Annotated in this window: 30 protein-coding genes; 14 read left to right on the forward strand and 16 right to left on the reverse strand. The window is 65.6% G+C overall.

Going from position 1 to position 25,909, the window contains the following annotated elements; genetic code table 11:
* Nucleotides 1-173: 173 nt before the first annotated feature.
* Both QX010_RS13210 and pqqA read left to right on the forward strand, forming a co-directional pair.
* Nucleotides 174-566, forward strand: a complete 393-nt coding sequence (locus QX010_RS13210; RefSeq protein WP_315803724.1) for a hypothetical protein — start codon at nucleotides 174-176, stop codon at nucleotides 564-566.
* Between the two features lie 223 nt (nucleotides 567-789).
* Nucleotides 790-870 (forward strand): pyrroloquinoline quinone precursor peptide PqqA, encoded by an 81-nt coding sequence (gene pqqA, locus QX010_RS13215; protein ID WP_009031067.1) that lies wholly within the window; start codon nucleotides 790-792, stop codon nucleotides 868-870.
* A 168-nt stretch (nucleotides 871-1,038) separates the two neighbouring features.
* Here the strand turns inward: pqqA and QX010_RS13220 are convergent, their stop codons facing one another.
* Entirely contained in the window at nucleotides 1,039-1,347 is a 309-nt protein-coding gene (locus QX010_RS13220; RefSeq protein WP_315803723.1) for an EthD family reductase, read from the reverse strand.
* A 214-nt stretch (nucleotides 1,348-1,561) separates the two neighbouring features.
* Here QX010_RS13220 and QX010_RS13225 point away from each other — a divergent pair, with 214 nt between their 5' ends.
* On the forward strand, nucleotides 1,562-1,774 hold the full coding sequence (locus QX010_RS13225; RefSeq protein ID WP_315713207.1) for a hypothetical protein: 213 nt from the start codon (nucleotides 1,562-1,564) through the stop codon (nucleotides 1,772-1,774).
* Nucleotides 1,775-1,804: 30 nt separating this feature from the next.
* Here the strand turns inward: QX010_RS13225 and QX010_RS13230 are convergent, their stop codons facing one another.
* Genes QX010_RS13230 through QX010_RS13245 form a run of 4 tightly spaced genes read right to left on the reverse strand, consistent with a single transcriptional unit; the run spans nucleotide 1,805 to nucleotide 4,606 of the window.
* Complete coding sequence (locus tag QX010_RS13230; RefSeq protein WP_316179906.1) at nucleotides 1,805-2,152, reverse strand: hypothetical protein; 348 nt, start codon at nucleotides 2,150-2,152, stop codon at nucleotides 1,805-1,807.
* A gap of 36 nt (nucleotides 2,153-2,188) precedes the next feature.
* The gene (locus QX010_RS13235) at nucleotides 2,189-2,899 is read right to left on the reverse strand and encodes an ABC transporter ATP-binding protein (protein ID WP_315803721.1); all 711 of its coding nucleotides are present in this window, start codon (nucleotides 2,897-2,899) and stop codon (nucleotides 2,189-2,191) included.
* Nucleotides 2,889-3,626 (reverse strand): ABC transporter permease, encoded by a 738-nt coding sequence (locus QX010_RS13240; RefSeq protein ID WP_315803720.1) that lies wholly within the window; start codon nucleotides 3,624-3,626, stop codon nucleotides 2,889-2,891. The genes QX010_RS13235 and QX010_RS13240 overlap by 11 nt, the downstream gene beginning before the upstream one ends.
* On the reverse strand, nucleotides 3,626-4,606 hold the full coding sequence (locus QX010_RS13245; RefSeq protein ID WP_316179907.1) for an ABC transporter substrate-binding protein: 981 nt from the start codon (nucleotides 4,604-4,606) through the stop codon (nucleotides 3,626-3,628). The genes QX010_RS13240 and QX010_RS13245 overlap by 1 nt, the downstream gene beginning before the upstream one ends.
* A gap of 86 nt (nucleotides 4,607-4,692) precedes the next feature.
* Between QX010_RS13245 and QX010_RS13250 the strand changes: the two genes are divergently transcribed.
* The gene (locus tag QX010_RS13250) at nucleotides 4,693-5,052 is read left to right on the forward strand and encodes a hypothetical protein (RefSeq protein WP_316179908.1); all 360 of its coding nucleotides are present in this window, start codon (nucleotides 4,693-4,695) and stop codon (nucleotides 5,050-5,052) included.
* 20 nt (nucleotides 5,053-5,072) lie between these two features.
* Here the strand turns inward: QX010_RS13250 and QX010_RS13255 are convergent, their stop codons facing one another.
* Both QX010_RS13255 and QX010_RS13260 read right to left on the reverse strand, forming a co-directional pair.
* Nucleotides 5,073-5,894, reverse strand: a complete 822-nt coding sequence (locus QX010_RS13255; protein ID WP_315803717.1) for a quinoprotein dehydrogenase-associated SoxYZ-like carrier — start codon at nucleotides 5,892-5,894, stop codon at nucleotides 5,073-5,075.
* A 56-nt stretch (nucleotides 5,895-5,950) separates the two neighbouring features.
* Entirely contained in the window at nucleotides 5,951-6,877 is a 927-nt protein-coding gene (locus tag QX010_RS13260) for a quinoprotein relay system zinc metallohydrolase 2 (RefSeq protein WP_316179909.1), read from the reverse strand.
* A gap of 161 nt (nucleotides 6,878-7,038) precedes the next feature.
* On the opposite strand from QX010_RS13260, the gene QX010_RS13265 reads away from it, so the two are divergent.
* Both QX010_RS13265 and QX010_RS13270 read left to right on the forward strand, forming a co-directional pair.
* Nucleotides 7,039-7,914, forward strand: coding sequence for a substrate-binding domain-containing protein (locus tag QX010_RS13265; protein WP_316179910.1), 876 nt, complete (start codon nucleotides 7,039-7,041; stop codon nucleotides 7,912-7,914).
* Entirely contained in the window at nucleotides 7,911-8,471 is a 561-nt protein-coding gene (locus QX010_RS13270; RefSeq protein WP_315803714.1) for a PQQ-dependent catabolism-associated CXXCW motif protein, read from the forward strand. The genes QX010_RS13265 and QX010_RS13270 overlap by 4 nt, the downstream gene beginning before the upstream one ends.
* Nucleotides 8,472-8,701: 230 nt before the next feature.
* Here the strand turns inward: QX010_RS13270 and QX010_RS13275 are convergent, their stop codons facing one another.
* The 5 genes from QX010_RS13275 to QX010_RS13295 all read right to left on the reverse strand — a co-directional run bounded on the left by QX010_RS13275 (nucleotide 8,702) and on the right by QX010_RS13295 (nucleotide 13,434).
* Nucleotides 8,702-9,313, reverse strand: a complete 612-nt coding sequence (locus tag QX010_RS13275) for a hypothetical protein (protein ID WP_315803713.1) — start codon at nucleotides 9,311-9,313, stop codon at nucleotides 8,702-8,704.
* On the reverse strand, nucleotides 9,310-10,164 hold the full coding sequence (locus QX010_RS13280; protein WP_316179911.1) for an ABC transporter permease: 855 nt from the start codon (nucleotides 10,162-10,164) through the stop codon (nucleotides 9,310-9,312). The genes QX010_RS13275 and QX010_RS13280 overlap by 4 nt, the downstream gene beginning before the upstream one ends.
* Complete coding sequence (locus tag QX010_RS13285; RefSeq protein ID WP_410051948.1) at nucleotides 10,161-10,973, reverse strand: ABC transporter ATP-binding protein; 813 nt, start codon at nucleotides 10,971-10,973, stop codon at nucleotides 10,161-10,163. The genes QX010_RS13280 and QX010_RS13285 overlap by 4 nt, the downstream gene beginning before the upstream one ends.
* A complete protein-coding gene (locus QX010_RS13290) occupies nucleotides 10,970-11,935 on the reverse strand; it encodes a YVTN family beta-propeller repeat protein (RefSeq protein ID WP_315803711.1) in 966 nt (321 codons plus the stop codon). The genes QX010_RS13285 and QX010_RS13290 overlap by 4 nt, the downstream gene beginning before the upstream one ends.
* 317 nt (nucleotides 11,936-12,252) lie before the next feature.
* Nucleotides 12,253-13,434 carry an ABC transporter substrate-binding protein gene (locus tag QX010_RS13295; protein ID WP_315803803.1) on the reverse strand — a complete coding sequence of 394 codons (1,182 nt, stop codon included), beginning with the start codon at nucleotides 13,432-13,434 and terminating at the stop codon, nucleotides 12,253-12,255.
* Nucleotides 13,435-13,603: 169 nt separating this feature from the next.
* On the opposite strand from QX010_RS13295, the gene QX010_RS13300 reads away from it, so the two are divergent.
* Nucleotides 13,604-14,083 carry a DUF3280 domain-containing protein gene (locus QX010_RS13300; protein WP_315803802.1) on the forward strand — a complete coding sequence of 160 codons (480 nt, stop codon included), beginning with the start codon at nucleotides 13,604-13,606 and terminating at the stop codon, nucleotides 14,081-14,083.
* A gap of 642 nt (nucleotides 14,084-14,725) precedes the next feature.
* Here QX010_RS13300 and fghA read toward each other — a convergent pair.
* A complete protein-coding gene (fghA, locus tag QX010_RS13305) occupies nucleotides 14,726-15,571 on the reverse strand; it encodes an S-formylglutathione hydrolase (protein ID WP_316179912.1) in 846 nt (281 codons plus the stop codon).
* Between the two features lie 85 nt (nucleotides 15,572-15,656).
* Nucleotides 15,657-16,277: a response regulator transcription factor gene (locus QX010_RS13310; protein WP_315803709.1), complete on the reverse strand. Its 621-nt coding sequence runs from the start codon at nucleotides 16,275-16,277 to the stop codon at nucleotides 15,657-15,659.
* Between the two features lie 154 nt (nucleotides 16,278-16,431).
* On the opposite strand from QX010_RS13310, the gene QX010_RS13315 reads away from it, so the two are divergent.
* Both QX010_RS13315 and QX010_RS13320 read left to right on the forward strand, forming a co-directional pair.
* The gene (locus QX010_RS13315) at nucleotides 16,432-17,778 is read left to right on the forward strand and encodes an ATP-binding protein (RefSeq protein ID WP_315803708.1); all 1,347 of its coding nucleotides are present in this window, start codon (nucleotides 16,432-16,434) and stop codon (nucleotides 17,776-17,778) included.
* 200 nt (nucleotides 17,779-17,978) lie between these two features.
* Entirely contained in the window at nucleotides 17,979-18,134 is a 156-nt protein-coding gene (locus QX010_RS13320; RefSeq protein ID WP_315803707.1) for a hypothetical protein, read from the forward strand.
* Nucleotides 18,135-18,215: 81 nt separating this feature from the next.
* Here QX010_RS13320 and QX010_RS13325 read toward each other — a convergent pair whose 3' ends face one another.
* Together QX010_RS13325 and QX010_RS13330 are read right to left on the reverse strand one after the other, a co-directional pair.
* Nucleotides 18,216-18,458 carry a bacterioferritin-associated ferredoxin gene (locus tag QX010_RS13325; protein WP_316179915.1) on the reverse strand — a complete coding sequence of 81 codons (243 nt, stop codon included), beginning with the start codon at nucleotides 18,456-18,458 and terminating at the stop codon, nucleotides 18,216-18,218.
* Between the two features lie 65 nt (nucleotides 18,459-18,523).
* Nucleotides 18,524-19,390 carry a xanthine dehydrogenase gene (locus QX010_RS13330; RefSeq protein WP_316179918.1) on the reverse strand — a complete coding sequence of 289 codons (867 nt, stop codon included), beginning with the start codon at nucleotides 19,388-19,390 and terminating at the stop codon, nucleotides 18,524-18,526.
* Nucleotides 19,391-19,787: 397 nt separating this feature from the next.
* Between QX010_RS13330 and QX010_RS13335 the strand changes: the two genes are divergently transcribed.
* The 5 genes from QX010_RS13335 to sufC all read left to right on the forward strand — a co-directional run bounded on the left by QX010_RS13335 (nucleotide 19,788) and on the right by sufC (nucleotide 25,909).
* A complete protein-coding gene (locus QX010_RS13335) occupies nucleotides 19,788-20,636 on the forward strand; it encodes an SDR family oxidoreductase (protein WP_316179920.1) in 849 nt (282 codons plus the stop codon).
* 425 nt (nucleotides 20,637-21,061) lie between these two features.
* Nucleotides 21,062-22,801 carry a nif-specific transcriptional activator NifA gene (gene nifA / locus QX010_RS13340; RefSeq protein ID WP_315803703.1) on the forward strand — a complete coding sequence of 580 codons (1,740 nt, stop codon included), beginning with the start codon at nucleotides 21,062-21,064 and terminating at the stop codon, nucleotides 22,799-22,801.
* A 558-nt stretch (nucleotides 22,802-23,359) separates the two neighbouring features.
* Nucleotides 23,360-23,554: a 4Fe-4S dicluster domain-containing protein gene (locus QX010_RS13345; RefSeq protein WP_006609648.1), complete on the forward strand. Its 195-nt coding sequence runs from the start codon at nucleotides 23,360-23,362 to the stop codon at nucleotides 23,552-23,554.
* A gap of 38 nt (nucleotides 23,555-23,592) precedes the next feature.
* A complete protein-coding gene (gene sufB / locus QX010_RS13350) occupies nucleotides 23,593-25,110 on the forward strand; it encodes a Fe-S cluster assembly protein SufB (RefSeq protein WP_316179922.1) in 1,518 nt (505 codons plus the stop codon).
* Between the two features lie 37 nt (nucleotides 25,111-25,147).
* Nucleotides 25,148-25,909, forward strand: coding sequence for a Fe-S cluster assembly ATPase SufC (gene sufC / locus QX010_RS13355; protein ID WP_316179924.1), 762 nt, complete (start codon nucleotides 25,148-25,150; stop codon nucleotides 25,907-25,909).

The raw sequence follows: 25,909 nt of genomic DNA on the forward strand, positions 1-25,909 counted from the left end.
GCTGGCAACCGCCCTCGGCGCATCGGGAAGCCGTCCTCGTTCGATTCGGGCATAGCGCCAAGCCGTAGCGCCGCTCATTGATCGGGATCGGCAAAATGGCACCGCCGTCATGCTGCATTGCGGCACGAACATTGCTTCACTGCATCATGCCGGGATAACAGAGGAGTAGGCGGATGAGACGAACCATCCTTTGGCTCGGCATGCTTTGTTGCCTTTGGGTGAGTGCGAGTGCGCGTGATCTCGGTCAGTGGGGAGCGGTCGATCCGGCGTTGCGCCAATGGTACGAGGCGCTGATGCAGCCTGACGTGCCGACGGCATCGTGCTGCGGCGAGGCCGACGCCTACTTTGCCGATGAGATCCATGTTCGCGACGGCAAGACCTATGCGATCATCACCGACGACCGTCCCGATGAGCCGCGTGGCCGTCCGCATGTCGATGTCGGCACGGAAATCGAGGTCCCGGATCACAAGCTGAAGTGGGATAAGGGAAATCCGACGGGGCACGGCATCATTTTCCTGAGCCGCAATCGGTATGTGTTCTGCTATGTGCAGCCGGGCGGTGCGTGAGCGGATGCTGCGGGCGCTCGTCCTCGGCGGATGATGCCTGCGTCGAGCAGCCGGAGACGGGCGGGCGGCGATTGCGGCGGAACGTTGTCGGGTCAACTACGCGACATCTGCATAGGGATCCGCCGGCGACGGTCGAGCCTTGCGTTCTTCCGAACGCGATCCTAGCTTCGGCCTTGGCGCGAGCAATGCGCCAGTCAATGATAGTCGAACTTGGGAGCTTGAAATGGCCTGGAAGACACCGAAGATCGTCGAAGTGCCGGTTGGCATGGAAATCAACATGTACGCCTGTGCGGCGCGCAAGTAACGCGTAGCGATCTGCCAAGCCACGAGGAGCGCCATTCGCTTCTGACTGGCTTGGCGGATCCATTCGATGGACGATCCGCGAGATCGTCCCGGCGACCGGCCTGTCGGCCGATCGGATATGACGGGCACGCCGCCGAACGTTGGTGACGGCCTGAGGACCGTCCAAGGGTCAGACGTCCTGCGTGTCGAAGATATACAGATCGACGCCGCCATCGGCGAAGTTGGGCAGATCGCCCGCCGCCGCCTTGCCTTCGGCAGAGCTCATCCCTGCCTGCAGTGCCGACATCGAATCGAATACCAGGGTGGCGACGAGGTGGAGGTTGGTGGGCCCCCCCGGCCCATTCACCGGACCGCGGCTGATATCGTAGCTCTTCAGACCGGGAATCTTCTTCGCCAGCGGCACATGGACGTTCATATAGTGTTTGTCGAACGCCTCGGCGCTCTTGGGGGTCTTGTAGAGTACGAGAACCTTGGGCATCTGCTTCCTCCGCATTCGCTCTTTTTGAGGTCGATCGACCGATGCCATTGCAGCCGATCTGCCGGTTCGGATCAAGCGTCAGGGCGGCTTCGCCCAGGGATCGTCGCTCCAGCCTCGGTTCCGCTGCATAATTTGTTGCGGGCGGAGAAACTGATGCAGCCGGATGTCGTAGTTTCAGATAAGCTGTTTCAGGCTTATCGAAGGACAACGAGCCATGAGCTCCATCGATCTCGTCATCACCGTCTGCGCAGTGCTGTCTCCGGCCACCTGCGAGGAGCAGCATCTCGTTTTCGCCGATGGCGGCGCCTCGCTGCAGCAATGCGCGATGAAGGCGCCGCCCTACATCGCCCAGTGGATCGGCGAGCACCCGAAATGGACTGCAGTGCGATGGCGCTGCGAATATCCGCACAGCAACGACAAGGCCTGAGGCCGGCTTTGCCGCAGGCGTGTCAGCCGCCTATTTCGTGCATTCCTTGAGGTCCTTGTCCGCCACCGAGACCACGGCGTCGGCCGTGATGTCGAGGTCGCGAACGACGCATTGGCGCTCGCCGGCATAGCTCACCTTGGCGTCGTAGCGCCCAGGCTCGACTCCGGTCAGCTTCAGCCGTTCGTCGTGATCGAGCTCCTTGTCCTTGTCGTTCAGCGTCTGATTCGGTCCCCAGTTGTTCTGGCCGGCCGGAGAGAGCTGAAAGCCGGTCATCGTTGCGGTGGTCAGATTCCAGAGCCGGATGCCCTTGCTTTGTGCGGCGGTCGCGAGCGGGATGCCGAACAGAATGATCGCCGTCACGGCGAATGCGCGTCTCATGGCGTTTTCCCTGGAGTCCGATGTCCTTTGCCGTGACTATGACACGGAAAAATCCAGTCGCGCCACATCGGCCTTGATTGCCGCGACCGCGTCGTTGTTGCGCTGCGCGCGCGGCAGGTCGATCGGGACTGAATGAAGCAGACGGGCGGGGCGCGAGGACAGCAGGAAGATCCGGTCGCCGAGCCGCGCCGCGTCGTCCATGCTGTGCGTGACCAGCAGCGTGATCATGGGGCGCGAGGCCACGAGGGTTGCGATCTCCTCGCGCAGCCGCGCGGCGAGCGCGTCGTCGAGCGAAGCCAGCGGCTCGTCGAGAATCAGGAAGTCCGGCTCCACTGCAAACGCCCGCGCCAGCGCGACGCGGCGGGCGAGGCCAAGCGACAGCTCGCCGGGAAAATGGCTGCGATGTCCCTCGAGCTCGAGCACGCCGAAGATGGCGGCCAGCCTGTCCTCGGCGACACCGGGCGCTGCCAGCCGGACATTGTCCTCGACGGAGCGCCACGGCAGCAGCCGCGGCTCCTGGAACACCATCGCCAGCCGGGCGCCGGCGGGTTGTGCGACGTGGCCCTCATAGTCGTTGTCCAGACCGGCGAGGATCCGCAGCATCGTGCTCTTGCCGCAGCCCGAGGGACCGACGACGACGCCGACCTCGCCCCGCTGCAGCGCAAAGGCAATGCCCGCAATCACCTCCTGGCGCTTGCCATTGGCGCTGGTGTAGCTCTTGGACCTGATATCGACCTCAAGCCGCACGGAGCCGCCACCTCGATGCGCGCAGCTCGAACGGCTGGACGATGACGGCCTCGATCACCAGCACCACGGCGGCAAAGCTGAGCGAGTAGGCGAGCAGCAGCGGAATGTCGAACAGCTGGAAGGCGACGCCGATCTCGAAGCCGATGCCGTTGGGCCTCCCGAGCAGCTCGGCGACCAGCACGATCTTCCAGACCAATGACAGGCCGGAGCGCGCGGCCGCCGCAATATAAGGCGCAAGTTGCGGCAGCAGGACATGGCGGAGGATGCGTCCGCGCGGGAAGGCGAACACCTTGGCCATCTCGTCGAGCGATGGATCGAGCGCGCGGGCGCCTTCGCGCAAGGTGACGACGGCGGTCGGCAGCTTGTTGATCGCGATCGCCGCGATCGCTGCGACCTCGGTGAGACCGGCCCAGATATAGGCGAGCACGATCACCACCAGCGCGGGCAGATTGAGCAGCAGGATCAGCCAGGGATCGCCCAGGCGGTTGGCGAGCTGGCTGCGCCCCATCAAAAAGCCGATCGCCGAGCCGAGTGCCATCGACAGCGTGAAAGCGAGGGCGACGCGGGCGAGCGTGGCGCCGAGATGCAGAAACAGCGCGCCGGACCGCGCTTCCGCCACCGCAACCGCAAGCACCGCCGATGGCAATGGCAGCTTGGCGCTGCCGGCGACAGCCGCGGCAATCCACCACGTGGCCAGCAGGAGCGCAAAGGACAACAAGCGCAGCACTAATCCCTCGCATCCGCCCTGTAATAGGTGCCGGGACTGAGCTCCGGAGACGGGCCGACCAGATCGCGGCCGCCGATCGAAGCGAGCACGCCATAGAGGATGCGCGCGTCGGCCTCTTCCTCGGCGATCGGCCGGCGCGGAATGCCCTCGCGATAGCGGTCGCGATAGGCGCGCAAGGTAGCGTCGTCCTGCGCGCCGGTCAGCGGGGCGATCGTCTGCCAGTCGGCGTCGGATGTCGCCAGGATCTCCTTGGCCTTGGCCGTGACGGACAGGAAGCGTGCCACGAGATCGCGGTGCTTGGCGGCCCAGTCCTCGTCGAAGACGTAGCCGATCATCGCGGTGCGGCCCTTGGCACCGAACGGCGGCAGCAGGTCCTCGACCCCGGCGAGACGGCGGAAGCCCTTGGCCTCCAGCGCCGCGCAGAAATTCCAGTAGTTCAAGCCCGCATCCATCTCGCCGTCGGCCAGCTTGGCGGCCAGCAGCGGCGGCGCGCCGTAGGTAATGGTCGCCTGCGATTTCAGGTCGACGCCGTCGCGCTTGAGCGTGGCCTGCAGCAGCAACCAGCTCTTGTCGAGCGGGCCGCCGGCCACCGCCAGCTTGCGTCCCTTCAGATCGGCAAGCGTCTTGATCGGCGAGGCCGCCGGCACCATCACGGCGCCGAGCGCGCTCGAATAGGGATAGAAGGTCAGCTTGGCGCCGAGCGCACGCTCGCGCGACACCCAGAGCCAATCCGATACCATGATGTCGGCGTTGCCGGCACGCAGCGCGATCTTGCCGGCCTCCGGGCTCGCCAGCTCGACCGCATCGATCGCGATATCCGCCTGCTTGTCGAGCTGGTGGGCGCGGATCACCCCCAGCTCCCAGGCGAAGGTCCCGGTCTTCTGCACCGCAACCTTGACGGTCTCGGCGGCGCAGCATGCCGTGACCGGCAGCAGGGCGCAGGCGACAATCGCCATCAACAAACGACCGATCTGCGTCATGAGCCCGTCTGCAATTCCTCGAGATGTGTTCTTTTCAGCCTCATTCCCTTAGCATAGCTTCGGCTGCGATGCCGTGGAGGACTGTGATGCGTAGTGCTGTTCCGGTAGGACCGATTGTCGCCGCCCTCGTTGCCATGATCGCGGTCGCCGGGCCGGCTCGTGCCGAGGAGCTCAACGACTATCCGACCTCGGCGCGGGCCGAATATGTGTTCGGCTGCATGAAGGCGAATGGCGAGACCCGTGAGGCGATCGCGCAATGCTCCTGCTCGATCGACGTGATCGCCTCGATCATCCCCTATGAGCGCTACGTCACGGCCGAGACCGTCCTCAGCATGTCCCAGGTGCACAGCAATCTCGGCACCCAGTTCCGCACGTCCGAGCAGGCCGCCAACGCGCTGAACGATCTTCGCCGGGCGCAGGCCGAAGCCGAAGTGAGATGCTTCTGAAGCGCTGCCGCTCTGCCGCATCAGGTTCCTGAACCGTCGGCCGGCCAATCGTGCTCGAACACGTGGCCCTGCGTATCCTTCGCTTCCGCATGGAATTGCTTGGCGCCGTTCGACACGTAGGTGAAGCGGATATTGGGATCCTCCGAGATCGAGATGCCGCCTTCGACCGACAGCACCAGGCTGCCATCCTGCGACAGCGTCAGCCGGTCGATGAAGAAGGCCGGGATGTAGAGCTGCGTCACCTGGTCCATCTGGAGCCCGGAATTGTTGGGATGCCCGATCATGACCTGCGCTTCGCGGATGCCGCTCGTGGCGCCGTCGCTGCTTTGCGTGAACTGCCGATAGCGCATCTGGCCGATGCGCGCCTTGGCCTCGTCCGGATTCTTCGCCGCCGGCGCCGAGCAGCCTCCGGACGCCTTGACGAAGGTCTTGACCACATAGAGCTGACCATCCGTCAGCTCGGCCACGGCATGCACGTCCGTGTAGTTGTTGACGCGCACCCGCGTCGAGATCGCAGTCACATTGGCGTCCGCGCCGAGCGTGAACTTGGCGGCCATCGGCGCAGGATTCTGGTCGATCACCAGCGTGATGGTCTTGATGCGGCGCTCGTCGGCGGGCGACAGCTTGCTACGCAGGGTGACCGGGACCACCGAGGCATCCTCGGCGCGCGTCGGCATCTCGATCGACAGCACATTGGTGCCGTCCTGCATCGCCTTGTTGTTGAAGATGTCCTGGACGAGTCCCGGCCATGGATCATAACCATCAGCGGCTTTCGCAGGTGCGAAGGCAAACGCGAGGCATACCCCGAGAAGCAATGTGGACGGCAAGCGGAGCCCGATCATGGCGCAGTCCTCCCAAGGCAGTCTGGTGGATTAACGATCATAGCGCGTCACCCGCCTCATTCCCATTCCATTTCCGAGAATGCTGCAGTTGCGTTGCGGGCATTGTAGTCGTCGAACAGCTCCCATTTGCCGCGCTCCGATCCAGCGGCCCCAGCGGCGTCGGCGATCGGCCTGCCCGCCTTGATCAGCCCGCGAACGTCGTGGGCCAATGTGTCGAGGTAGCGACGCTCGTCACTGAGCGCCAGTGGCCAGGGGCTGACAGGTCCATGGCCCGGGACGACGCGCTCGGCCGGAATGGCCGCGAGTGCGGCCATGTCGGCGATCCAGCCGCGCAGGCTGCCATCCATCACTGGGATGTGACGCAGGAATACGAGATCGCCGGCGAACAAGGTCCGGCTCCGGTCATCATAGACGGACAGGTCGCAGTCGCTATGCGCGGTGCTCCAGGCCTTCAGCGTGAGGGTGCGGCCGCCCAGGTCGAGCGCCATCTCGTCATCGACGAGGATCGACGGAGCGACGAGGCGGACCTCGTCGATCAGTTCGGCGCCCATCAGGCGCCGGAACGCCTCGATGTAGTGCGGCCCGCGCAGGGCGAGCGCCCGGGGCAGGTTCTTGGCGCCGACGAAGCGGGTGCCGTCCGCCTCGAAGGCGGCATTGCCGAACAGATGGTCGGGATGAGCATGGGTGTTGACGACGTAGCGCACGGGCTTGTCGGTACGGGCGCGGATCGCGGCCAGCAGCGCGCGGCCTTCGCGGACGCTGCCGCCGGTGTCGATCACTGCGACCGCGTCACCGCCGACGATGAAACCGACATTGGCGATGGCGCCTTCGTTCGCCGCGTTCATCAGCGCGGTCTGGCCGATGTGAACGAACACGCCGGGCGCGATCTCGCTCACCTCGAGTTCCGGGGGCATGGCAAGAGCGGCGCCGCCGAGCGCCAGCGCACACCAGGCGATGATCGCAATGATCGGATGCCTCACCATCGGCTTGCCTTGCTCGCGTGGGACCTGTGCATCAGGCCATGGACGCTGCGGCGCAGCACCGGGTCAACTCTTCGCGATGACGGCGACTGTTGCACCCGCGCGGCCGGCGGCCTAGCATTTTCAAAAATACCGCGATGCGTTCGATAGGGATGGAAATACGGATGACGAAGCGTCACAAACTTGCTTGCTCGCTGGCTGTTGCCGCGGGGCTCACTCTGCTCGGACCGGCCGCCGCTTTCGCGCAGAGCAACGACGGCCTGGACCTGTCGATCGAGCTGGTCGATCCCAAGGTGCTCAGGGTCTGCGCCGATCCGCGCAACCTGCCGTTCTCGAACGAGAAGGGCGACGGCTTCGAGAACAAGCTGGCCGAGCTCTTTGCCGCCAAGCTGCAGAAGAAGGTGGACTACACGTTCTTCCCGCAGGCCACCGGATTCGTGCGCATGACGCTCGGCTCGCACCGTTGCGACGTGATCATGGGCTTTCCGCAAGGGGACGACTTGGTGCAGAGCACCAGTCCCTATTACCGGACGGCCTACGCGATCGTGACCAAGCCGGGCTCCGATCTCGCCGATGTGACGACGCTGGAGGACGCCAAGCTGAAGGGCAAGCACATCGGCATCGTGGCGGGCACGCCGCCGGCGACCAACATGGCGCTGGCCGGGTTGATGCCGACCGCAAAGCCCTATCCGCTGATGATTGACACCCGCGTCGATTCCTCGGCGGAGGCGATGATCAACGATCTGAAGTCCGGCGAGATCGATGCCGGCGTGCTGTGGGGGCCGATGGCCGGCTACTATGCCAAGCAGGCGAGCCCGCAACTGCACGTCACGCCGCTGGTGAAAGAGACCAGCGGGCCGAAGCTGATCTACCGCATCGCCATGGGCGTCCGCGGTGCAGACCAGAACTGGCGTCGCCAGCTCAACAAGCTGATCCAGGAGAACCAGGGTGAGATCAACAAGATCCTGCTGGACTTCGGGGTGCCGCTGCTGGACGAGAGCAATCATCTGATCACCGCCGAGGCTGCAGCGAAGCCATGATCGGTCGGCTCACCGCTGCGGCATTGGCAGGCGTGCTGCTGATCGCCGTGGCGGTGAGGGCCGATGATCTCGTGCCGGAGCCGGACAGCTATCGCACCGAGAACTATCGCGCGCCGGTGCCGACGACCCTGAGCGGAGCGCGCGTGCTGTCGACGCGGGAGACCGAGGCGATCTGGCGCGCAAAATCGGCCGCCTTCGTCGATGTGCTGCCGCGGCCGCCCAAGCCGAAGAACCTGCCGGCCGGGACGGTGTGGCGCGAGCAGCCGCGCCTGGACATTCCCGGCAGCATCTGGCTGCCCGATACCGGCTACGGCGTGCTGGCACCCCAGACTGAGGACTATCTGAAGCGTGGCCTCGCCCATGCATCGGGTGGCGATTTCGGTCGTCTGCTCGTGTTCTATTGCCTCGAAGATTGCTGGATGTCGTGGAATGCCGCGCGGCGCGCGCTGACTTACGGCTATCGCAACATCGCCTGGTACCCCGACGGGACCGACGGCTGGAGCCGCGCCGACCTGCCGCTGCAGCAGACGCAGCCCGAGCCGCGGCCTGAGGAGTGATTGCACCGGCCCGCTACCGCGCGCGACGTCGCCAGTTGTTTTGCTCGTCATGCCCGGGCTTGACCCGCCTGCGCGGCCGAAGCCGCTTCGGCGCGGCGAAGGCCCGGGCATCCACGTGGTGCGGCGTGGAAAGACGTGGATGGCCGGGACGAGCCCGGCCATGACGTCGTGGAGGCACTGGTGTGCTCGCTCTCTGCGTCGTTGGTCGGGAGCGAACGGCATCCGCGGATCTACTCCATGTCCTGCTGGATCTCGCGGGCCAGGGCGAACAGGCGCTGGTCGATCGCGGTCGGGACCTCGCAGACGAACTTCATCACGCGACGCCGGTCCTCGAAGATGCGCGTCTCCCAGTTCAACTGGTTGGTCATCTCCTCGACCTTGGCCTGATCCGGGTTGGGCCCGCTGTGCATCTCCTGCAACGCGATGGTGTCGCCGCGCACCTTCTCGACCGCTTCGCGCTGCTTGCGCATGACGCGCTCGAGGCCGTTCATGACCGACGTCCGCTGGGCGTTCAGCGTATCGAACAGGCCGGCAAACAGCAGCTTGCCCTTGCGGGTCTTCTCCTCGGGCGTACCGGTCAGGAAATCGGCGACGTCCTTCTGCGCCTGCTCCAGCGGGATGCGGCGCGCCGCCAGCCTGGCGACCAGCTCCGCGATCTTGGCGTCGTCCTTCCAGCTCGCGCCGACATCGTCGATCGCAGGGCCGGACCACACGGCCGCGATGGAGATTTCCGGCACCTTGGCCTGCGGGCAGGGCCAATCCGGATAGCGCGGATCGGCGGCCATCGCAGCGCCTGCTGACGCTGCGATGGCGACGGCCGCCAGGATCGTTCTCAACCTCATGCCTCGCCTCCGGGACCACGCCTGACAAGACCCCGCGACGGATCGTAGGCCAGGATCGCGCCGATCATGAACACGGCGGTACAGCCGCCGACCACCGCGAGCGAAACCCAGTTCAGCTTGCCATAGAGCGCGAAGCGGATGAGCTCGACCGCGTGGGTGAAGGGGTTGGCCTCGCAGAGATAAGCGAGCCATGGGCTGCCTTCCTCGACGCGCCACAGCGGGTAGAGCGCCGACGAGGCGAAGAACATCGGGAAGATCACGAAGTTCATGACGCCGGCAAAGTTCTCGAGCTGCTTGATGCCGGAGGAGATCAGCATGCCCAGCGCGCCGAGCATCAGCCCGGACAGGACCAGCGCCGGCAGCACGGTGAGATAGCCCATCGGCGGCGGGGTGATGTCCCAGAACCAGGCGATGGCGAGAAATGCGTAGACCTGCAGCACCGAGACGGCGGTGCCGGCGAGCAGCTTGCAGAACAGGAGATAGCCGCGCGGCAGCGGGCTCACCAGCAAGGTGCGCATGTTGCCCATCTCGCGGTCGTAGACCATCGATAGCGACGACTGCATGCCGTTGAACAGCTGGATCATCGCCATCAGGCCGGGCGCGATATAGACCTCGTAGGGGATGTAGGTCTCGTAGGGCGGGATGATCGAGATGCCAAGCACCTGGCGGAAGCCGGCAGCGAAGATGAACAGCCAGACCAGCGGCCGCACCAGCGCCGAGATGAAGCGCTCGCGCTGATGCAGGAAGCGCAGCCCCTCGCGCCAGACGATGCCGGTGAGGCAAGTGATGTATTCGCCGGCCGAGAAGCCGCTGCGTGGTGTGGCAGGAGCGTGAACTGTCGTGACGGTCATGGCTCGCTCCGCGCCGGGCTGGCCTGCGTCGTCAGCCGCGCGAACGCGGCGTTGACGTCGGACGCGCCGGCCTCGGTGATCACCTGCGGCACCGGCCCGCGCGCCAGCACGCGGCCTTGATGCAGCACCACGAGATCGTCGGTCGGCGCGATCTCGTCGAACAGATGCGTGGCCCAGAGCACGCCGATGCCCTGCTCGGTGACGAGCTGACGGACATGACCGACGATGTCGGCGCGAGCCTTGACGTCGAGTCCGACGGTGGCCTCGTCGAGCAGCAGGAGGCGCGGCCGGTGCAGCAGGGCACGGGCGATTTCCAGGCGGCGCATCTGGCCGCCGGAGAGGTCACGCACCTTGTTGCCGGCGCGGTCGGCGAGGCCGATCCGTGTCAGCAGCTCCTCGCTGCGGGCGCGGGCCTCGCGGCGCGAGATGCCGTGCAGCGCGGCGTGGTAGAGCAGGTTCTGCGTCAGCGACAGATCGAGATCGAGCGTGCGCGGCTGGAACACGACGCCGAGCAGCCGCAGCGCCTCGCCCGGCGTGCGGCCGATGTCATGGCCGAAAATGCCGATCCGGCCGGTCTGCACCGCGAACAGCCGCGTGATCAGCGAGAACAAGGTGCTCTTGCCGGCGCCGTTGAGGCCGAGCAGGGCGGTGAAGCTCGCAGGCCTCACGGCGAAGCTGACGTCGTTGAGCGCCTTGCGTGCGCCGTAGGAATGGCTGACGCCGACGACCGACAGTGCCGGCACCTGGTCGGGAGCCGTTTGCGGCGTGGCGCCTGTCGCGTCGAGAGCGGGTGCGTTCTGCGTCGTCATGGCTGTGCGATCGTGATGCCCCAGGGCAGCTCGCCGACCTGGATGGTCTTGATCACCTTCTGCGCCGCGACGTCGATCACCGAGACGTCGTTGGAGACGCCGTTGGTGACCAGAAGATATTTCTCATCCGGCGTGAATTCCATGTGCCAGACGCGCTGGCCGACCAGGAGATATTTCTTCACCTCGTGGGTGGTGCCGTCGACGACCGCGACGCGGTTGGCGGGGCCGAGTGCGACGAAGCCGGTCTTGCCATCCTTGGTCAGGGCGATGCCGACCGGCTGGATGGCCTCGCTGCGCAGGCCGGGCACGGCGAACTTGATCTTGCCGGTGACCTCGCGCTTGGCGGGATCGATGATCGACACCGTGCCGCCGATCTCCGCCGACACCCACAGTTCCGAGCCGTCGCTCTTGAACTCGGCATAGCGTGGCCGCGCATCGACCAGCACGTTGGCGACGATCTGGCGCGTCGACGTGTCGATGAAATGCGCCATGTTGGTGGTCTCGGAGGTGCAGATCAGGATCTTGCCGTCCGGGCTGAGCATCATGCCCTCGGGCTCGACGCCGACCTGGACATCGCCGATGCGCACGCGCTTTTCGAGGTCGAGCACGGTGACGGTGTTGTCATTCTCGTTGGCGACATAGAGCGTCTTGCCGGCGGCGTCCTGCGCGAACAGCTCGGGATCCGGGCCGGAGGGCAGGGTGTCCACCACCTCCATCTTCCTGGCGTCGATCACCTGGATGGTGTCGTCATCGCCGACGGCGACCATCACGAACTTGCCGTCGCGCGTGAACGCGATGCCGCGCGGCCGCTGGCCGACCTTGATGGTCTTGGTGACGGTCCATGTGTCGGTATCGATGACGGAGACGGTGTTGCCTTTTTCGTTGGAGACGAAGGCGACGTAGGCGGAGGCGGGCGACGCGTGGGCCAGCCACAGCGCGGCGGTGAGCAGGCTGGCTGCCATGCCGACATACCTGCGAAGCCGTGGCCGTCCTTCGAGACGCCCGCCTCCGGCGGGCTCCTCAGGACGAGGCCGGTGTGCGCGGTTAGATCCAAGCCATGCGCGCTCGAGACCTTGCTGCTGAACCTCCCCGTGATCTCGCCCCTCTCCATGAACACGCCTCTCGGCGTGTTCATGGTCGGTGTGCAGTGCCGCCCTCGGCTCTTGACCCTCATGGTGAGGAGCGCCGTCTTGGGCGCGTCTCGAACCATGAGGCCCCAGACCGATAGCCACATTGGTTGTCGGACTGCGCATCGTCATCAACATCTTCCAATCCGACATCATTGCAGCTTGCACTTGGTTTCGGGGCGGTCGACACCGAGGGTGTCGAGCTCGGAGACTTGATGCAGGAAACCCTCCTGCGGCGAGACCGAGACGATCATGCGGCCGTCGGCCAGCAGGATCGGCTGGCGCAGTTGCAGGTTCCAGTCGCGCAGGGAGAGCCTCGTGCCCTTGAAGGCGGCGATGGTGAAGTTCGGGCCCTTGAGATAGTCGGTCAACGTCTTTGCGTCGCCGGAGTTGGTGCGCGAGGCAGCCTCGCCGATCATGCGCACGGCCATCCAGGCCTGCATGTCCAAGGCGTCCATGCGGCGTGATGCCAGCTTCATGAAGCGGTTCTGCAATTGCGTCGCGCCCCACTGGTCCTGCGCCGGATCCCAGCTGGTCGGACGCAGGCCGGCGGAGCCCGCGACGGGGCGCGGATCCCAGGTGCGATAGGGCAGGTAGTTGGCGAACACCTCGCTCTCGTCGGCGGCGACCAGCACGTCATAGGCCGGCGCCTTCTGCGTGAACACCGGCATCTGGCGCTGGATCAGGGTCACGCCAGAGTCAGTGCGCCGCGCGCCGCCGGTGTCCTCGAAGGTCCGCTCCTCGACGATTCTAGCGCCGAAACGGGTGGCGGCGCGGCGCAGCGCGTCGGCGAACAGCTTGTCGTTGTCGTGCGAGCCGGTGACCAGCAACCAGCGCTTCCACTGCTTCCATACCAGATACTGCCCAAGCCCATCGGCCAGCATCGAGCGTGTCGGGGCGACATGGATGACGTTGGCGCGGCAGTCCTGCTCGCGCAGGCGGTCGTCCGTGGCGCCGACATTGAGCAGGGTGGTGCCACGTCCGCGCAGGGCGTCTGCGACCTTCAGCAGCGCATCCGCCGGAAGGTCGGCGAGAATGAAGCCGGCCTTTCCCGCGAGCTCATTGGCGGCCTGCGCCGCGTCCTCTTCGTCCTTGATGCGGCGCTCGATCAAAGTGAAGCGCTGGTTGAGGAACTTGCCGGTGGTGTTGTTGTCCTCGATCGCGAGCTTCGCGCCGGCCACGCCATCATCGGCCGCCGGCTGGTCGAGCGGCGACAACGTCTGCGGCACGCCGCTACGGCCGAGATAGCCGATCGCGATGTCGACCGGCTCCGCCGCGCTGGCGGCGGTTGCGGCGGCGATGAGGCCGATCGCGCCGATCAGAGATCGGGCCAGAACTCCCAGGACCACATGTCCTCCCACTGTTCCCTCGTCCTTTTCCGGCGAGGTTTCGTCTTGCAAGATGAACGAATTGGCCTAGCTTTCAACCCCACTTTTGGCCGCTGTCGCGTCATTTCGGATCACGACCTTGAAACCTGCCGTTCTCTTCGCGTTCCTGATCCTGATGTCTGCGACATCAGTGCATGCCGAGCCGACCAAGGTGGCGGTGTTCGACTTCGAGCTGATCGACACCAGCCTGCAGGGCGAGGTGCAGGGCCCGCGCCAGGACGAGCAGACCCGGCTGGCGCACGCCGCCGAGCAGTTGCGATCGGCGCTGCAGGATTCCGGACGTTTTCGCGTCCTTGACATCGCCCCCGTCAACGATGCGGCGCACCACAGCAATCTGCAGGCCTGCGGCGGCTGCGACGTCAAGCTCGCGGGCGACATCGGTGCCGATCTCGCCATCACCGGGACGGTGCAGAAGGTCTCCAATCTCATCCTCAACATGAACATCTATCTGCGCGACGCGCATACCGGGAAGCCGGTCGCGGCAATGACCGCCGACATGCGCGGCAACACCGACGAATCCTGGACGCGCACCATGGCCTGGCTGATCCGCAACCGCCTGCTGGCGCCGAACTACGGTGCGCCGCAGGCGCAATAGCCGACGAGATATGACGGTGCATTCTCGCGGCGGATGACGCCCGAGCTCTGCGTGCCGGTCGCCCCTTAAAACAAGAGGCGCAGGGAAGGCCGGGAGCCTGCCGCCCCCATGGCCCGCCTGCAGAAGAAAATGCAGGCGGCAGGTACCACAGGTTCGGCTGGGACATCCCGGCCCTCCCTGCGCGGATGGTCTTAACGGTTGCTTCGCGTTCTCCCCGGTGCGCCGGGCTTTCTGGTCACCGTGCGCGACGACACGCTTCTCACGCGCCGCCACGGGGGCATCGGCATCGGGATGCCAGGACCACGCGACTTGGCCGTACGCCGCGGCGCGTTCGTCCGCATGCGATGGGCATGATATGCCCAGGGCATGCTGCGCGCCGCCGGCGTCCACCGCATCCCGCCTCCACGTTCGTGACGACCGCGATACGCCCTCTCGACGAGGCGGGATGGCGCGATACAATCATGTTTTCTGGAAAAGCGAAAGCAGAATCTTTTTCCCCGACGCACTGGACACGGTGATCGCCTTGCGCGGCCTGCGGAAATCGGCCTGCGCGCGCAGGAGATGATCGGGCGGTGAAGATCATGACATTGCCTCGACGGCGCGCGATCGCGCCCGTCGGGCAAATCAAGGCCGCGGCTGATGTCAGCGGCCGAGCCGCGCGGCGTGCCAGCGCAGATGATCGGCCATGTAGGTCGAGATGAAGTAGTAGCTGTGGTCGTAGCCCTCCTGCTTGCGCAGCAGCAGCGGGATGTGGGCCTTGTCGCAAGCGGCCTTGAGCAACTCCGGGCGCAACTGCTGGGTCAGGAACTGATCGGCAGTGCCGACATCGACCAGCAGGTCGGAGACGCGCGCGCCGTCCTCGATCAGCGCCACCGCATCGTGCTTGCGCCACGCCGCCTTGTCGGCGCCGAGATAGCCGCCCAGGGCCTTCTCGCCCCACGGCACCTGCGACGGCGCGACGATCGGCGAGAATGCGCTGGCGGCGCGGTAGCGGTCGGGGTTGCGCAACGCCACCGTGAGCGCGCCATGGCCGCCCATCGAGTGGCCCATCACCGACTGCCGGCGCGGATCGACCGGGAAGTTTGCCGCGACCACGCTCGGCAGCTCCTCGGTGACGTAGCTCCACATCCGGTAGTTCTTCGCGAACGGTGCCTCGGTCGCGTCGACATAGAAGCCGGCGCCGAGGCCGAAATCATAGGCGTTGTTGGGATCGCCGGGCACGTCGTCGCCGCGCGGCGAAGTGTCGGGCGCCACAAAGACGAGGCCGAGCTCGGCGCAGGCGGCGCGAAACTCGCCCTTCTCGGTGACGTTGGCGTGGGTGCAGGTCAGGCCGGAGAGATACCAGACGACCGGCAGCTTCGCGCCGTCGGCATGCGGCGGCACGAACACCGAGAACGTCATCTCGGTCCTGGTCTCCTGGCTGGCGTGGCGGTAGACACCCTGGACGCCGCCATGGGATTTGTTCTGGGAGACGGTCGTGAGCGTCATGGGATCACCTGTTCGGCAATGATGTCGGGCTGTTGGCGTGGCTGTCGCCAACGCGTGTCAGGCAGCGTCGTTCAGTCGGGACGAGTCAAGCAACGCCGTTCTCGATCGCCAAACGCACCAGCTCGCCGGATGTTCGCACGCCGAGCTTCTGGCGGATGATCGAGGAGGTGTTGGCGACGGTCTTGTAGGACGAGTGGATCAGCCAGGCAATCTCCGACAGGCTCTTGCCGGCGCTGAGCAGGCGCAGGATCTCGAGCTCGCGCGAGGTCAGTTTCGCCAGCGGGCTCTGCGCGACGGCGGCGCCCGCGAACGCGATGCTGCGCGCGATCGCCGGCGGCAGATAGCTGCCGCCGCGGGCGACCTCGCGGATCGCCTCGGCGAGATCGTTCGGATCGCCGCTCTTGGAGACGTAGCCCTTGGCGCCGATGTCGATGGCGCGCGCCGCGAACACCGGATCGTCGTTCATGCTGAACATGATCAGCCGGGCATTGCCGTCGTGGGCGAGGATGCGCCGCGCCAGCTCGAAGCCGGAGACGGTCGGCAGGTTGATGTCGACGACGCAGACGTCCGGCCGGCGCGCGATGAAGCCGGCTTCGCCGCTCTCGGCGTCCGCGGCTTCGATCAGCTCGAGCTCCGGATCGGTCGAGAGCAGGGCCCGGCAGCCTGATGCCACAATGGGATGGTCATCGACGATCAGTACGCGCATGGCCTTGGGGTCCCGGACTTCCAACTCGCGTCATTGTTGCGATGCATCATTAATGCATGCTGCGCGGTATTGCATGATGTTGCAATTAGATCGCCGGCGGATTTGTCTGTCAATGTGAGTGCGCATGAAACCCGGTGGCGGTGAGGCGGAGAGAATGTGGCAGAATTGGTCGTTGCGGACCCGCATCAACGTGCTGCTGGCGCTGCTGCTGACGCTGGGCCTCGCCATCAACATCGGCCGTCTCGTGCTGGAGGCGGCGCCGCGCGTGCTGGCGGAGGACCAGAGCGTCATCCGCCTGACGCGGGCCTTCGTCGAGACCATCATGGACGAGGTCAACGACGCGCCGGATCCGAACGCGCGGCTGGACCGGATCGTCGGCGATCTCCGACAGCTTCGTCACGTCAGCGTGAGACGGCAGGGAATGCCGGCGCAGACTCCGCCCTCTCCCGGCGTCGGCCGCGCGGCACCGGCGTGGTTCATCGCACTGGTGCATCCCGACAAGACCTCGGTGAGCATGCCGGTCATCGTCGCCGGCCAGAGTGACTCGCTGGTGATCACCTCGCATCCCGACGACGAGATCGCGGAGATCTGGGACGGCATCGTCACCCAGCTCGTCGTCGGCTCGCTGGTCGGGCTGGCGTTGTTCGCGATCACCATGCTCGTGGTCGGCCGCGCGCTGGCGCCGCTTTCGGATCTGTCGGACGCGATGAGCCGGATCGAGGCCGGCGCCTACGATACCCGCGTCAAGCCGGGCGGCGCGCCCGAGCTCGCGGCGCTCTGCGCCAAGCTCAACCATCTCGCCGGCGCGCTCGGCGAGGCGGTGGAGGAGAAGCGCCGCCTCGCCGAGCGCACGGTGTCGCTGCAGGACCACGAGCGCAAGGAAATCGCGCGCGAGCTGCATGACGAGTTCGGGCCGCATTTGTTCGCGCTGCGCGCCCATGCCAGCGCGCTGATGCGATTGCCGGAGGCTGCGACGCTCGACGTCGCCGCGATGCGTCGGCACGGCCAGGCGATCCTCGACCAGGTCAACGCCGTGCAGCAGTTCAACCGCCGCATCCTGGAGCGGCTGCGGCCCGTCGGCCTCGCCGAGCTTGGCTTACGCGAGGCGCTCGGCGCTTTGGTGCGGCTGTGGCGGGAGTCGCGCCCGGAGGTCGCGATCGAGACCAGCTTCACCGACACGGTCGTGCGCAGCAACGAGACGGCGGAGCTGACGATCTACCGGGTGGTGCAGGAGGCGCTGACCAACGTGTTCCGCCACGCCGAGGCCACCGCGGTCGACGTCACCATCGAGCCGCTGCAGCAGACGACGGCCGGCCATCGCCGCAGCTATACGCGGGTGCGCGTCCGCGACGACGGCCGCGGGTTCAGCCCGGAGCACAAGCTCGGCTTCGGCCTCACCGGCATGCGCGAGCGGCTGCTGGCGCTGGGGGGCACCCTGACGGTGGCCTCCACCGGCGCCGGCGTCACGATCGAGGCGATGGTGCCGGCCGACGCGGCGTGAGTCCGGCCGCAACGAACCATCCGACCGGCTATTCGCAATTTGCAGCGCGGAGCACGCGGCGGCAGCTCCGCGGCAGATCGCCTATGGCGAGCATGCCTTGGAACTTCGTCTCGTCCCGATGATTGCCACGCAGGTCACACCGTCGAGGCGTGCCACCGAGGATCCCGCCGGGTGAGCGCGAGCGGACAAGGAGCGAGCTGATGAGCAAGGAAACGCCGAAGGACGATCCGCGCCAGAAAAGCGACTGGGGCTCGATGAAGCAGACCGACAAGCCCTGGGCCGAGAAGCCGGAGAAGGAGCAGCGCTCGGAGGCGGCCAAGGACCTGGAGACGTGGAGCGAGAGCAACACGCATTGAGGTGACGGACTGCGATGCGGATAGACGTGTGCAGCTCGGCGTTGTCGCCTTTGTCCGACATCCGACAAATCCGTGTCGGAGCTACGCGGCGGACATCATCGCGCACGGCGCCGGCTCGGGCTGCACCGGCCACACCGCCGCGACGGCCGTGTCAGCCTGCCGCTCGTCGAGAATCCGTTTCACCGAGCGCGAGCAGAGGCCGCATTGGACCGTGCAGCCGAGACAATCATACACTTGCGCCGGCGAGCCGAAGGTGATGTCGGCCGCCGTGACGACGTCGCGAATGGCCGTGTCGCTGATGACGTTGCAGGAACAGATGATCATGGCTGTTGCTCGCTCCTGCAAACGATAAGCAACCGGGATGCCAAGGCCGGCGCGCAGGGCGCGGGCTAATCAGAATCGTTCGAAACGATCTGATCCGCGGGCAGGTCCGCGGGCAGGCTCGCGCTCGTCCTGATGCAGTGCGCGACATGCAGCCGCATGGCGGCCAGCGTCGCCTGGGCGAGTGCCTGTCCCTGCGCATCGATCCCGGTCCACTGCGCATGACGGCCGCGTGGATCGATCTCGGCGAGCGCGATGCCGGCCGGCAGGTCGCTGCCGTCGCGGACGATGCCGCGCAGGATGCCGTCATGGGGGGCCGTGACCGGCGCGCCGGAGAGATGGCCGATCACGAAGCCCTTGTAGATGCGCGTGCCGATCTCGATCGGAGTATGCCATCGGCCCTCATGCGGCGAATGCACCAGGCACTCGACGCCGACGAGCGCGCCGACATCATCCGTTGCCAGCGTCCAGCCCTGGCGTACGATCTGGCCGACCCGGTCCGGCCGGGTCTCGATCGCGATATCGCAATTGGCCGACGGCGAGAAACCCGGACCGATGCCGATCGAGAGCCGCGTCATGCCGCGCAGGTTCGGGGTCACTTCGCGCCTCTGCATCCGCGCGTCGATCAGGACGTCGATGGTACGGACCGGCAGGAGATCGAGCAATCCGAGTGGGGTGACGAGGACGTGCCGGGGATTGCCGAGCGCCTTGAACACCTCCATCGTGCTCTCGATGCGCTCGCCGGTCACGTTCTCGACGCGGACCGTGTCGCCGAACAGGGCGTCGTGAAACGCCATCTTGCGGCGCATGACCGGCGGATTGGGATCATGCGACAGCACGACGCAGAAGCCGGCACGATGCAGATGCACGCCGATCGCCGACGCGACGTCGTTGGTCCCGAGGACCACGGCGAAGCGCACTGCATTCGTCCCCATGTCCTGGTCCATACGCTGTTGGCGTCTCGTGGCTGTCCGTCGTTCGACTGACAAGCGGTCTTCCAGTTCGAATGATCGGTTCCGTCGAGCAAGAGTTGGACCATCGGCCATCGTTCTGAAAACGATCGCGCTTTGACGGTCTTGCGAAGGACGCGGTCCAAAGCCGACGCGGGATGTGTCCAGAACCCGCCAATCTGTCGCGAACCCGACAGGAAAAGGCTGCTTTGCCCGCTGTTTTCGCTGGCCCGGAATCTGCACAACCGGAGCATGGCGATACCACTGGTATTTCCGATCGTCGCGGAGCCTGCGCCCAGACCACGTCTGAGGCAAAGGCAGCAGCCGAAGCTCGGTAGCCGGCGTCCTGGTGGCGTTGCGGCGCAGGATCAGGACGGATGAGGTGAGCCTCGATCTCGACCAGGACGTCCGCGAACCCGTCATCGAGGCGGCCGGGACCATCACGGCGTGCCCGTTCCATCGAGACATGGCCGCCGCCGAGCGGTCCGCGCGCACCGAGCAGAAAACGCTCGTGCTGACCGGCGGCTCGCGCGGCATCGGTCATGCGACCGCAAAGCTGTTCTCCGACGCCGGCTGGCGCATCATCACCTGCTCGCGCCAGCCTTTCGATGGCGGCCGCTGTCCGTGGGACGCCGGTCCCGACAATCACGTCCAGGTCGATCTCAGCGATCGCAAGGCGATCCCGCGTGCGATTGCCGACATCAAGCAGCGGCTCGACGGCGCGCCGCTGCATGCCTTGATCAACAATGCCGCGATCTCTCCGAAGGCCGGCGACGGCGGCCGGCTGGATTCGCTGTCGACCTCGGTCGAAACCTGGATGACCGTCTTTCACGTCAATTTTCTCGGACCGATCCTGCTGGCGCGCGGGCTGTTCGAGGAGCTGAAGCGCGGGCAGGGCGCGGTCGTCAACGTGACCTCGATCGTCGGCACCCGCGTCCATCCGTTTGCGGGCACAGCCTATGCGACCTCGAAGGCGGCGCTCGCCTGCCTCACCCGTGAGATGGCGCACGACTTCGCGCCGTATGGCATCCGCGTCAACGCCATCGCGCCGGGCGAGATCAAGACCGAGATGGTGTCGCCGGAGACCGAGGCGCGGTTCTCGCCGCTGATTCCGATGCGCCGGATCGGCGCGCCGGAAGAGGTCGCCAAGGTGCTGTTCTTTTTGTGCTCGGATGCGGCGAGCTACGTGACCGGCGAGGAGATTCAGATCAACGGGGGGCAGCACCTCTAGGTTGATCACAGCCGCGCGCGGCCGACACGCGGATGTGAACGCGTCATGCCGCGGCTGGCAGCCGAAGGAGTCGAGCGGCGGGCCGGACGTGGAAAGTTGGTGTTCAGGTGTTGTCCGTTGCGATCCGGTCGCAAACATGCCGGCGGATACGCGAATACTAGATGTCGAGAAGACAACGCGAAATCGTCAGGCGCATCGTCTTTGCCGCCCGGGCGGACGTGCAATGCACGCATCGTCACGGGTGCAAACTAATTTGTTAACATCATGAAAGCCTGCAGCTTTTCTGATCTGTCCGTTGCACACTACTTCTGCGGCAATGCAGCAAAGTTAGGCACGACAATCATCTGCGGTTAAGGGAGGATGTTAGAACACCTACAATCACGGGCGGCTTCACCAAGGCGTTCGTGACGATCAGAGAAGCGACGATGGTCCAAACGGAAACACGTCAGGTCGAAGCTCAGGACGTCAGGTCCAACGCCGCGCCGATCCCGCTCAGCGAGATCGCGCTGACCGGAATTTTCGAAATCTCGAAAATTCTCGCCGCGCCGACGCGGCTGGAGATCACCCTCGCCAATGTCGTCAACCTGTTGCAGTCCTTCATGCAGATGCGCCACGGCGTGGTGTCGCTGCTCGCCGATGACGGCATTCCCGATCTCGCAGTCGGGGCCGGGTGGAGCGAAGGCAGCGACCAGCGTTATCGCGAGCGCCTGCCGCAGAAGGCCATTGACCAGATCGTCGCCACCGCCGTGCCGCTGATCGCCGAGAACGTCGCCGATCATCCCGCCTTCAGCGATGCGGATGCGGCCACGCTCGGCGCCGGCGCCGACACCCGTGTGTCCTTCCTCGGTGTTCCCATCCGCATCGACCAGCGCGTCGTCGGCACCCTGACGATCGACCGGGTCTGGGACGGCCGCGCCGTCTTCCGGCTGGATTCCGATGTGCGCTTCCTGACCATGGTCGCCAATCTGATCGGCCAGACCATCAAGCTGCATCGCGTCGTGGCGCGCGACCGCGAGCGGTTGATGGCGGAAAGCCACCGGCTGCAGAAGGAGCTCTCGGAACTGAAGCCGGTGCCGAAGGATCGCAAGAGGGTGCTGGTCGACGGCATCGTCGGCGACAGCCCGGCGCTGCGCGCGCTGCTGGAGAAGATCAACGTCGTCGCCAAGTCGAATGCGCCGGTGCTGCTGCGCGGGGAATCCGGCACCGGCAAGGAGCTGGTGGCGAAGGCGATCCATGAACTGTCCAATCGCGCGAAGCGGCCGTTCATCAAGATCAACTGCGCCGCATTGCCGGAGACGGTGCTGGAGTCGGAGCTGTTCGGCCACGAGAAGGGCGCCTTCACGGGCGCGATCAACGCTCGCAAGGGCCGCTTCGAACTGGCCGACAAGGGCACATTGTTCCTCGACGAGATCGGCGAGATCTCCCCGGCGTTCCAGGCCAAGCTGCTGCGCGTGCTGCAGGAGCAGGAGTTCGAGCGCGTCGGCGGCAACCAGACCATCAAGGTCGATGTCCGCATCGTCACCGCCACCAACCGCAATCTCGAGGAGGCGGTGTCGCGCAACGAGTTCCGCGCCGACCTCTACTACCGCATCAGCGTGGTGCCGATCAAATTGCCGCCGCTGCGCGAGCGGCGCAGCGACATCCCGCAGTTGGCGCGCGAGTTCCTGCGCCGCTTCAATTGCGAGAACGAGCGCGATCTCACCTTCGACGTCAGCGCCATCGAGGTGCTGATGCATTGCGGCTTTCCTGGCAATGTGCGCGAGCTGGAGAACTGCGTGCAGCGGACCGCGACCATGGCGACGGGCTCGGCGATCGGCATGGACGACTTCGCCTGCAGTCGCAACGAGTGCATGTCGGCGATCCTGTGGAAGGGCAATACGGTGACGCCTCCGCCGCCGCGCGGCCAGCCGATGGTGCCGCTGCCGATCCTGCCGCGGACGTCGGCGCCGGTCGAGGCTCCCGTCGAGCTGCCGGCGATCGATGCCGATGACGGCGAGTATTCCGATAGCATGGAGGGCGGCGCTGTGCCGGAGCGCGACCGCATCGTGCAGGCGATGGAGCGGTCCGGCTGGGTCCAGGCCAAGGCCGCGCGCCTGCTCGGCCTCACGCCGCGCCAGATCGGCTACGCGCTGAAGAAGCACAACATCGAGGTCAAGCGGTTCTGAGCGGCCTGGCTTCGGCTCTTTGAAGGGCGCGCGGCTGGCGCGCCCTTTTGTTTGGGCGCATGCTGCGGTCGACCGCTGCAGTCATCGTGAGAGTCGAGCTTTCAACCACGGTGGTGGTCGGCTCCCCTCCCCCTTGCGGGGAGGGGTTGGGGGGTCTCCGAACGCAAATCGTTGTGAGTGCATTCGATCGTTATGCAGGTCTTGCCGCGGCTTACGCTCGGTTGCTCAGCGGTTCGATGTATCAACGATGGCCGGTGTCCTCGACAGAGCATCAGCGCGCATCACATGCCGCGTGCGCGTGGACCCACACCCCCGACCCCTCCCCGCAAGGGGGAGGGGAGCGCACCGTCGTCGCGGTTGGCAGTCCGATTTCGGAGACTACCGCTTACCTCGCGTCCTGTCGCACTTGCGACATGCTGTCGGGAGAGCGACAGCTCGCCGTGACCGGTGAACTTTAGAATCCTCCTTAGAAATCAACCAAATGCTCTCTGGCACGGCGCTTGAAAGATAACGCGCGAATGACATCGCTCGATGTCGCAGGAATCGCGGGAGCTGCACATGACCTACAAGATCATCGCCTCACAATGCACGGTCTGCGGGGCATGCGAGTTCGAGTGCCCGAACGCAGCCATTCGGCTCAAGAACGACATGTACATCATCGATCCGAAGAAGTGCACGGAGTGCGAAGGCCATTTCGACGCGCCGCAATGCGCTGCTGTCTGTCCGGTGCCGGACACCTGCGTCCCTGCCTGACGCGGGCCGCGGCGGAAACATTGCAAGCGGAGTGAGCGATGGCAGCAGTTCAGGAGACCATTGATCGGGTCAAGGGCATTGACGTCGATCAATATCGCTACGGATTCGAGACCGTCATCGAATCCGAGAAGGCTCCGAAGGGGCTGTCGGAAGACACCATCCGCTTCATCTCGGCCAAGAAGAACGAGCCGGCCTGGATGCTGGAATGGCGGCTGGAGGCCTATCGCCGCTGGCTGACCATGACCGAGCCGACCTGGGCACGGGTCGGCTATCCCAGGATCGACTATCAGGATCTCTATTATTACGCCGCGCCGAAGCCGAAGAAGAAGGTGGCCTCGCTCGACGAGATCGATCCGGAAATCCTGAAAACCTACGAAAAGCTCGGCATTCCCCTGCGCGAGGTCGAAATCCTCGAGGGCGTCGAGCGGCCTGCGGCGGCGGAAGCCAATGTCGACGGCGAGGCGGCTGCGCCGCGCAGCAGGATCGCGGTCGATGCCGTGTTCGACTCGGTGTCGGTGGCGACGACGTTCAAGGAGGAGCTGAAAAAGGCCGGCGTGATCTTCATGCCGATCTCCGAGGCGCTGCGCGAGCACCCGGACCTCGTGCAGAAATATCTCGGCACGGTGGTGCCGACCACCGACAATTATTTCGCCACGCTCAATTCGGCGGTCTTCTCCGACGGTTCGTTCGTCTACATCCCGCCGGGCGTGCGCTGTCCGATGGAGCTGTCGACCTATTTCCGCATCAACGAGCGCAACACCGGCCAGTTCGAGCGCACCCTGATCATCGCCGACAAGGGCGCCTACGTCTCCTATCTCGAAGGCTGCACCGCGCCGCAGCGCGACGAGAACCAGCTCCATGCCGCCGTGGTCGAGCTGGTCGCGCTCGATGATGCCGAGATCAAATATTCGACGGTGCAGAACTGGTACCCCGGCAATTCGGAAGGGGTCGGCGGCATCTACAATTTCGTCACCAAGCGTGGCGACTGCCGCGGCACCAATTCCAAGATCTCCTGGACCCAGGTCGAGACGGGATCGGCGATCACCTGGAAATATCCGAGCTGCATCCTGCGTGGCGACAATTCCAGCGGCGAGTTCTACTCGATCGCGATCTCCAACGGCTTCCAGCAGGTCGACAGCGGCACCAAGATGATCCATCTCGGCAAGAACACGTCGAGCCGGATCATCTCCAAGGGCATCGCCGCCGGAAAGTCGCAGAACACCTATCGCGGCCTGGTCAGCGCGCATCGCAAGGCGTCGGGGGCGCGCAACTTCACCGCCTGCGACTCGCTCTTGATCGGCGACAAATGCGGCGCACACACCGTGCCCTACATCGAGGCAAAGAATTCCTCGGCGGTGTTCGAGCACGAGGCAACCACGTCCAAGATCTCCGAGGACGTGCTGTTCTACTGCATCCAGCGCGGTCTTAGCCAAGAGGAAGCGGTCGGCCTCGTCGTCAACGGCTTCGTCAAGGACGTGCTGCAACAGCTGCCGATGGAATTCGCCGTCGAGGCGCAGAAGCTGATCTCGATCTCGCTCGAAGGTTCGGTTGGATGACGGCGTCGCGCGGCGACAACATCAGAAGGAGTGTTCGATGACGGCCCTGCTCGAAATCAAGGGACTCCACGCCGAGATCGCCGGCGGACGGAAGATCATCCAGGGCCTGGACCTGACCGTGAACAAGGGCGAGATCCACGCCATCATGGGGCCGAACGGTGCCGGCAAGTCGACGCTGTCCTACGTGCTCGCCGGCAAGCCCGGCTACGAGGTCACCGCCGGCGAGGTCTATCTCAACGGCGAGGATCTCTTGGCAATGGAGGCCGACGAGCGCGCCGCCAAGGGCGTGTTTCTCGCCTTCCAGTACCCGCTGGAGATCCCGGGCGTCGCGACGCTCACGTTCCTGCGCGCCGCCTTCAACGCCCAGCGCAAGGCGCGCGGCGAGGAGGAACTGTCGTCGCCCGACCTGATCAAGCGCGTGCGCGAGATCGCCAAGACCTTGAACATCGATGCGGAGATGCTGAAGCGGCCGCTCAATGTCGGCTTCTCCGGCGGCGAGAAGAAGCGCAACGAGACCCTGCAGATGGCGCTGCTGCAGCCCTCGCTCTGCGTGCTCGACGAAACCGATTCCGGTCTCGACATCGATGCGCTGAAGGTCGTCGCCAACGGTGTCAACGCGCTGCGATCCGCCGAGCGCGGCATGATCGTGATCACCCATTATCAGCGGCTGCTCGACTACATCGTGCCCGACATCGTCCACGTGTTCGCGGCAGGGCGCATCGTCCGCACCGGGACCGCGGACCTCGCGCGCGAGCTCGAGGCGACCGGTTACGCCCAGTATCAGAGCGAAGCGGCGTAA

Origin of the sequence: Bradyrhizobium sp. SZCCHNRI1009 (assembly GCF_032487575.1) — a bacterium.
Taxonomy (GTDB): Bacteria; Pseudomonadota; Alphaproteobacteria; order Rhizobiales; family Xanthobacteraceae; genus Bradyrhizobium.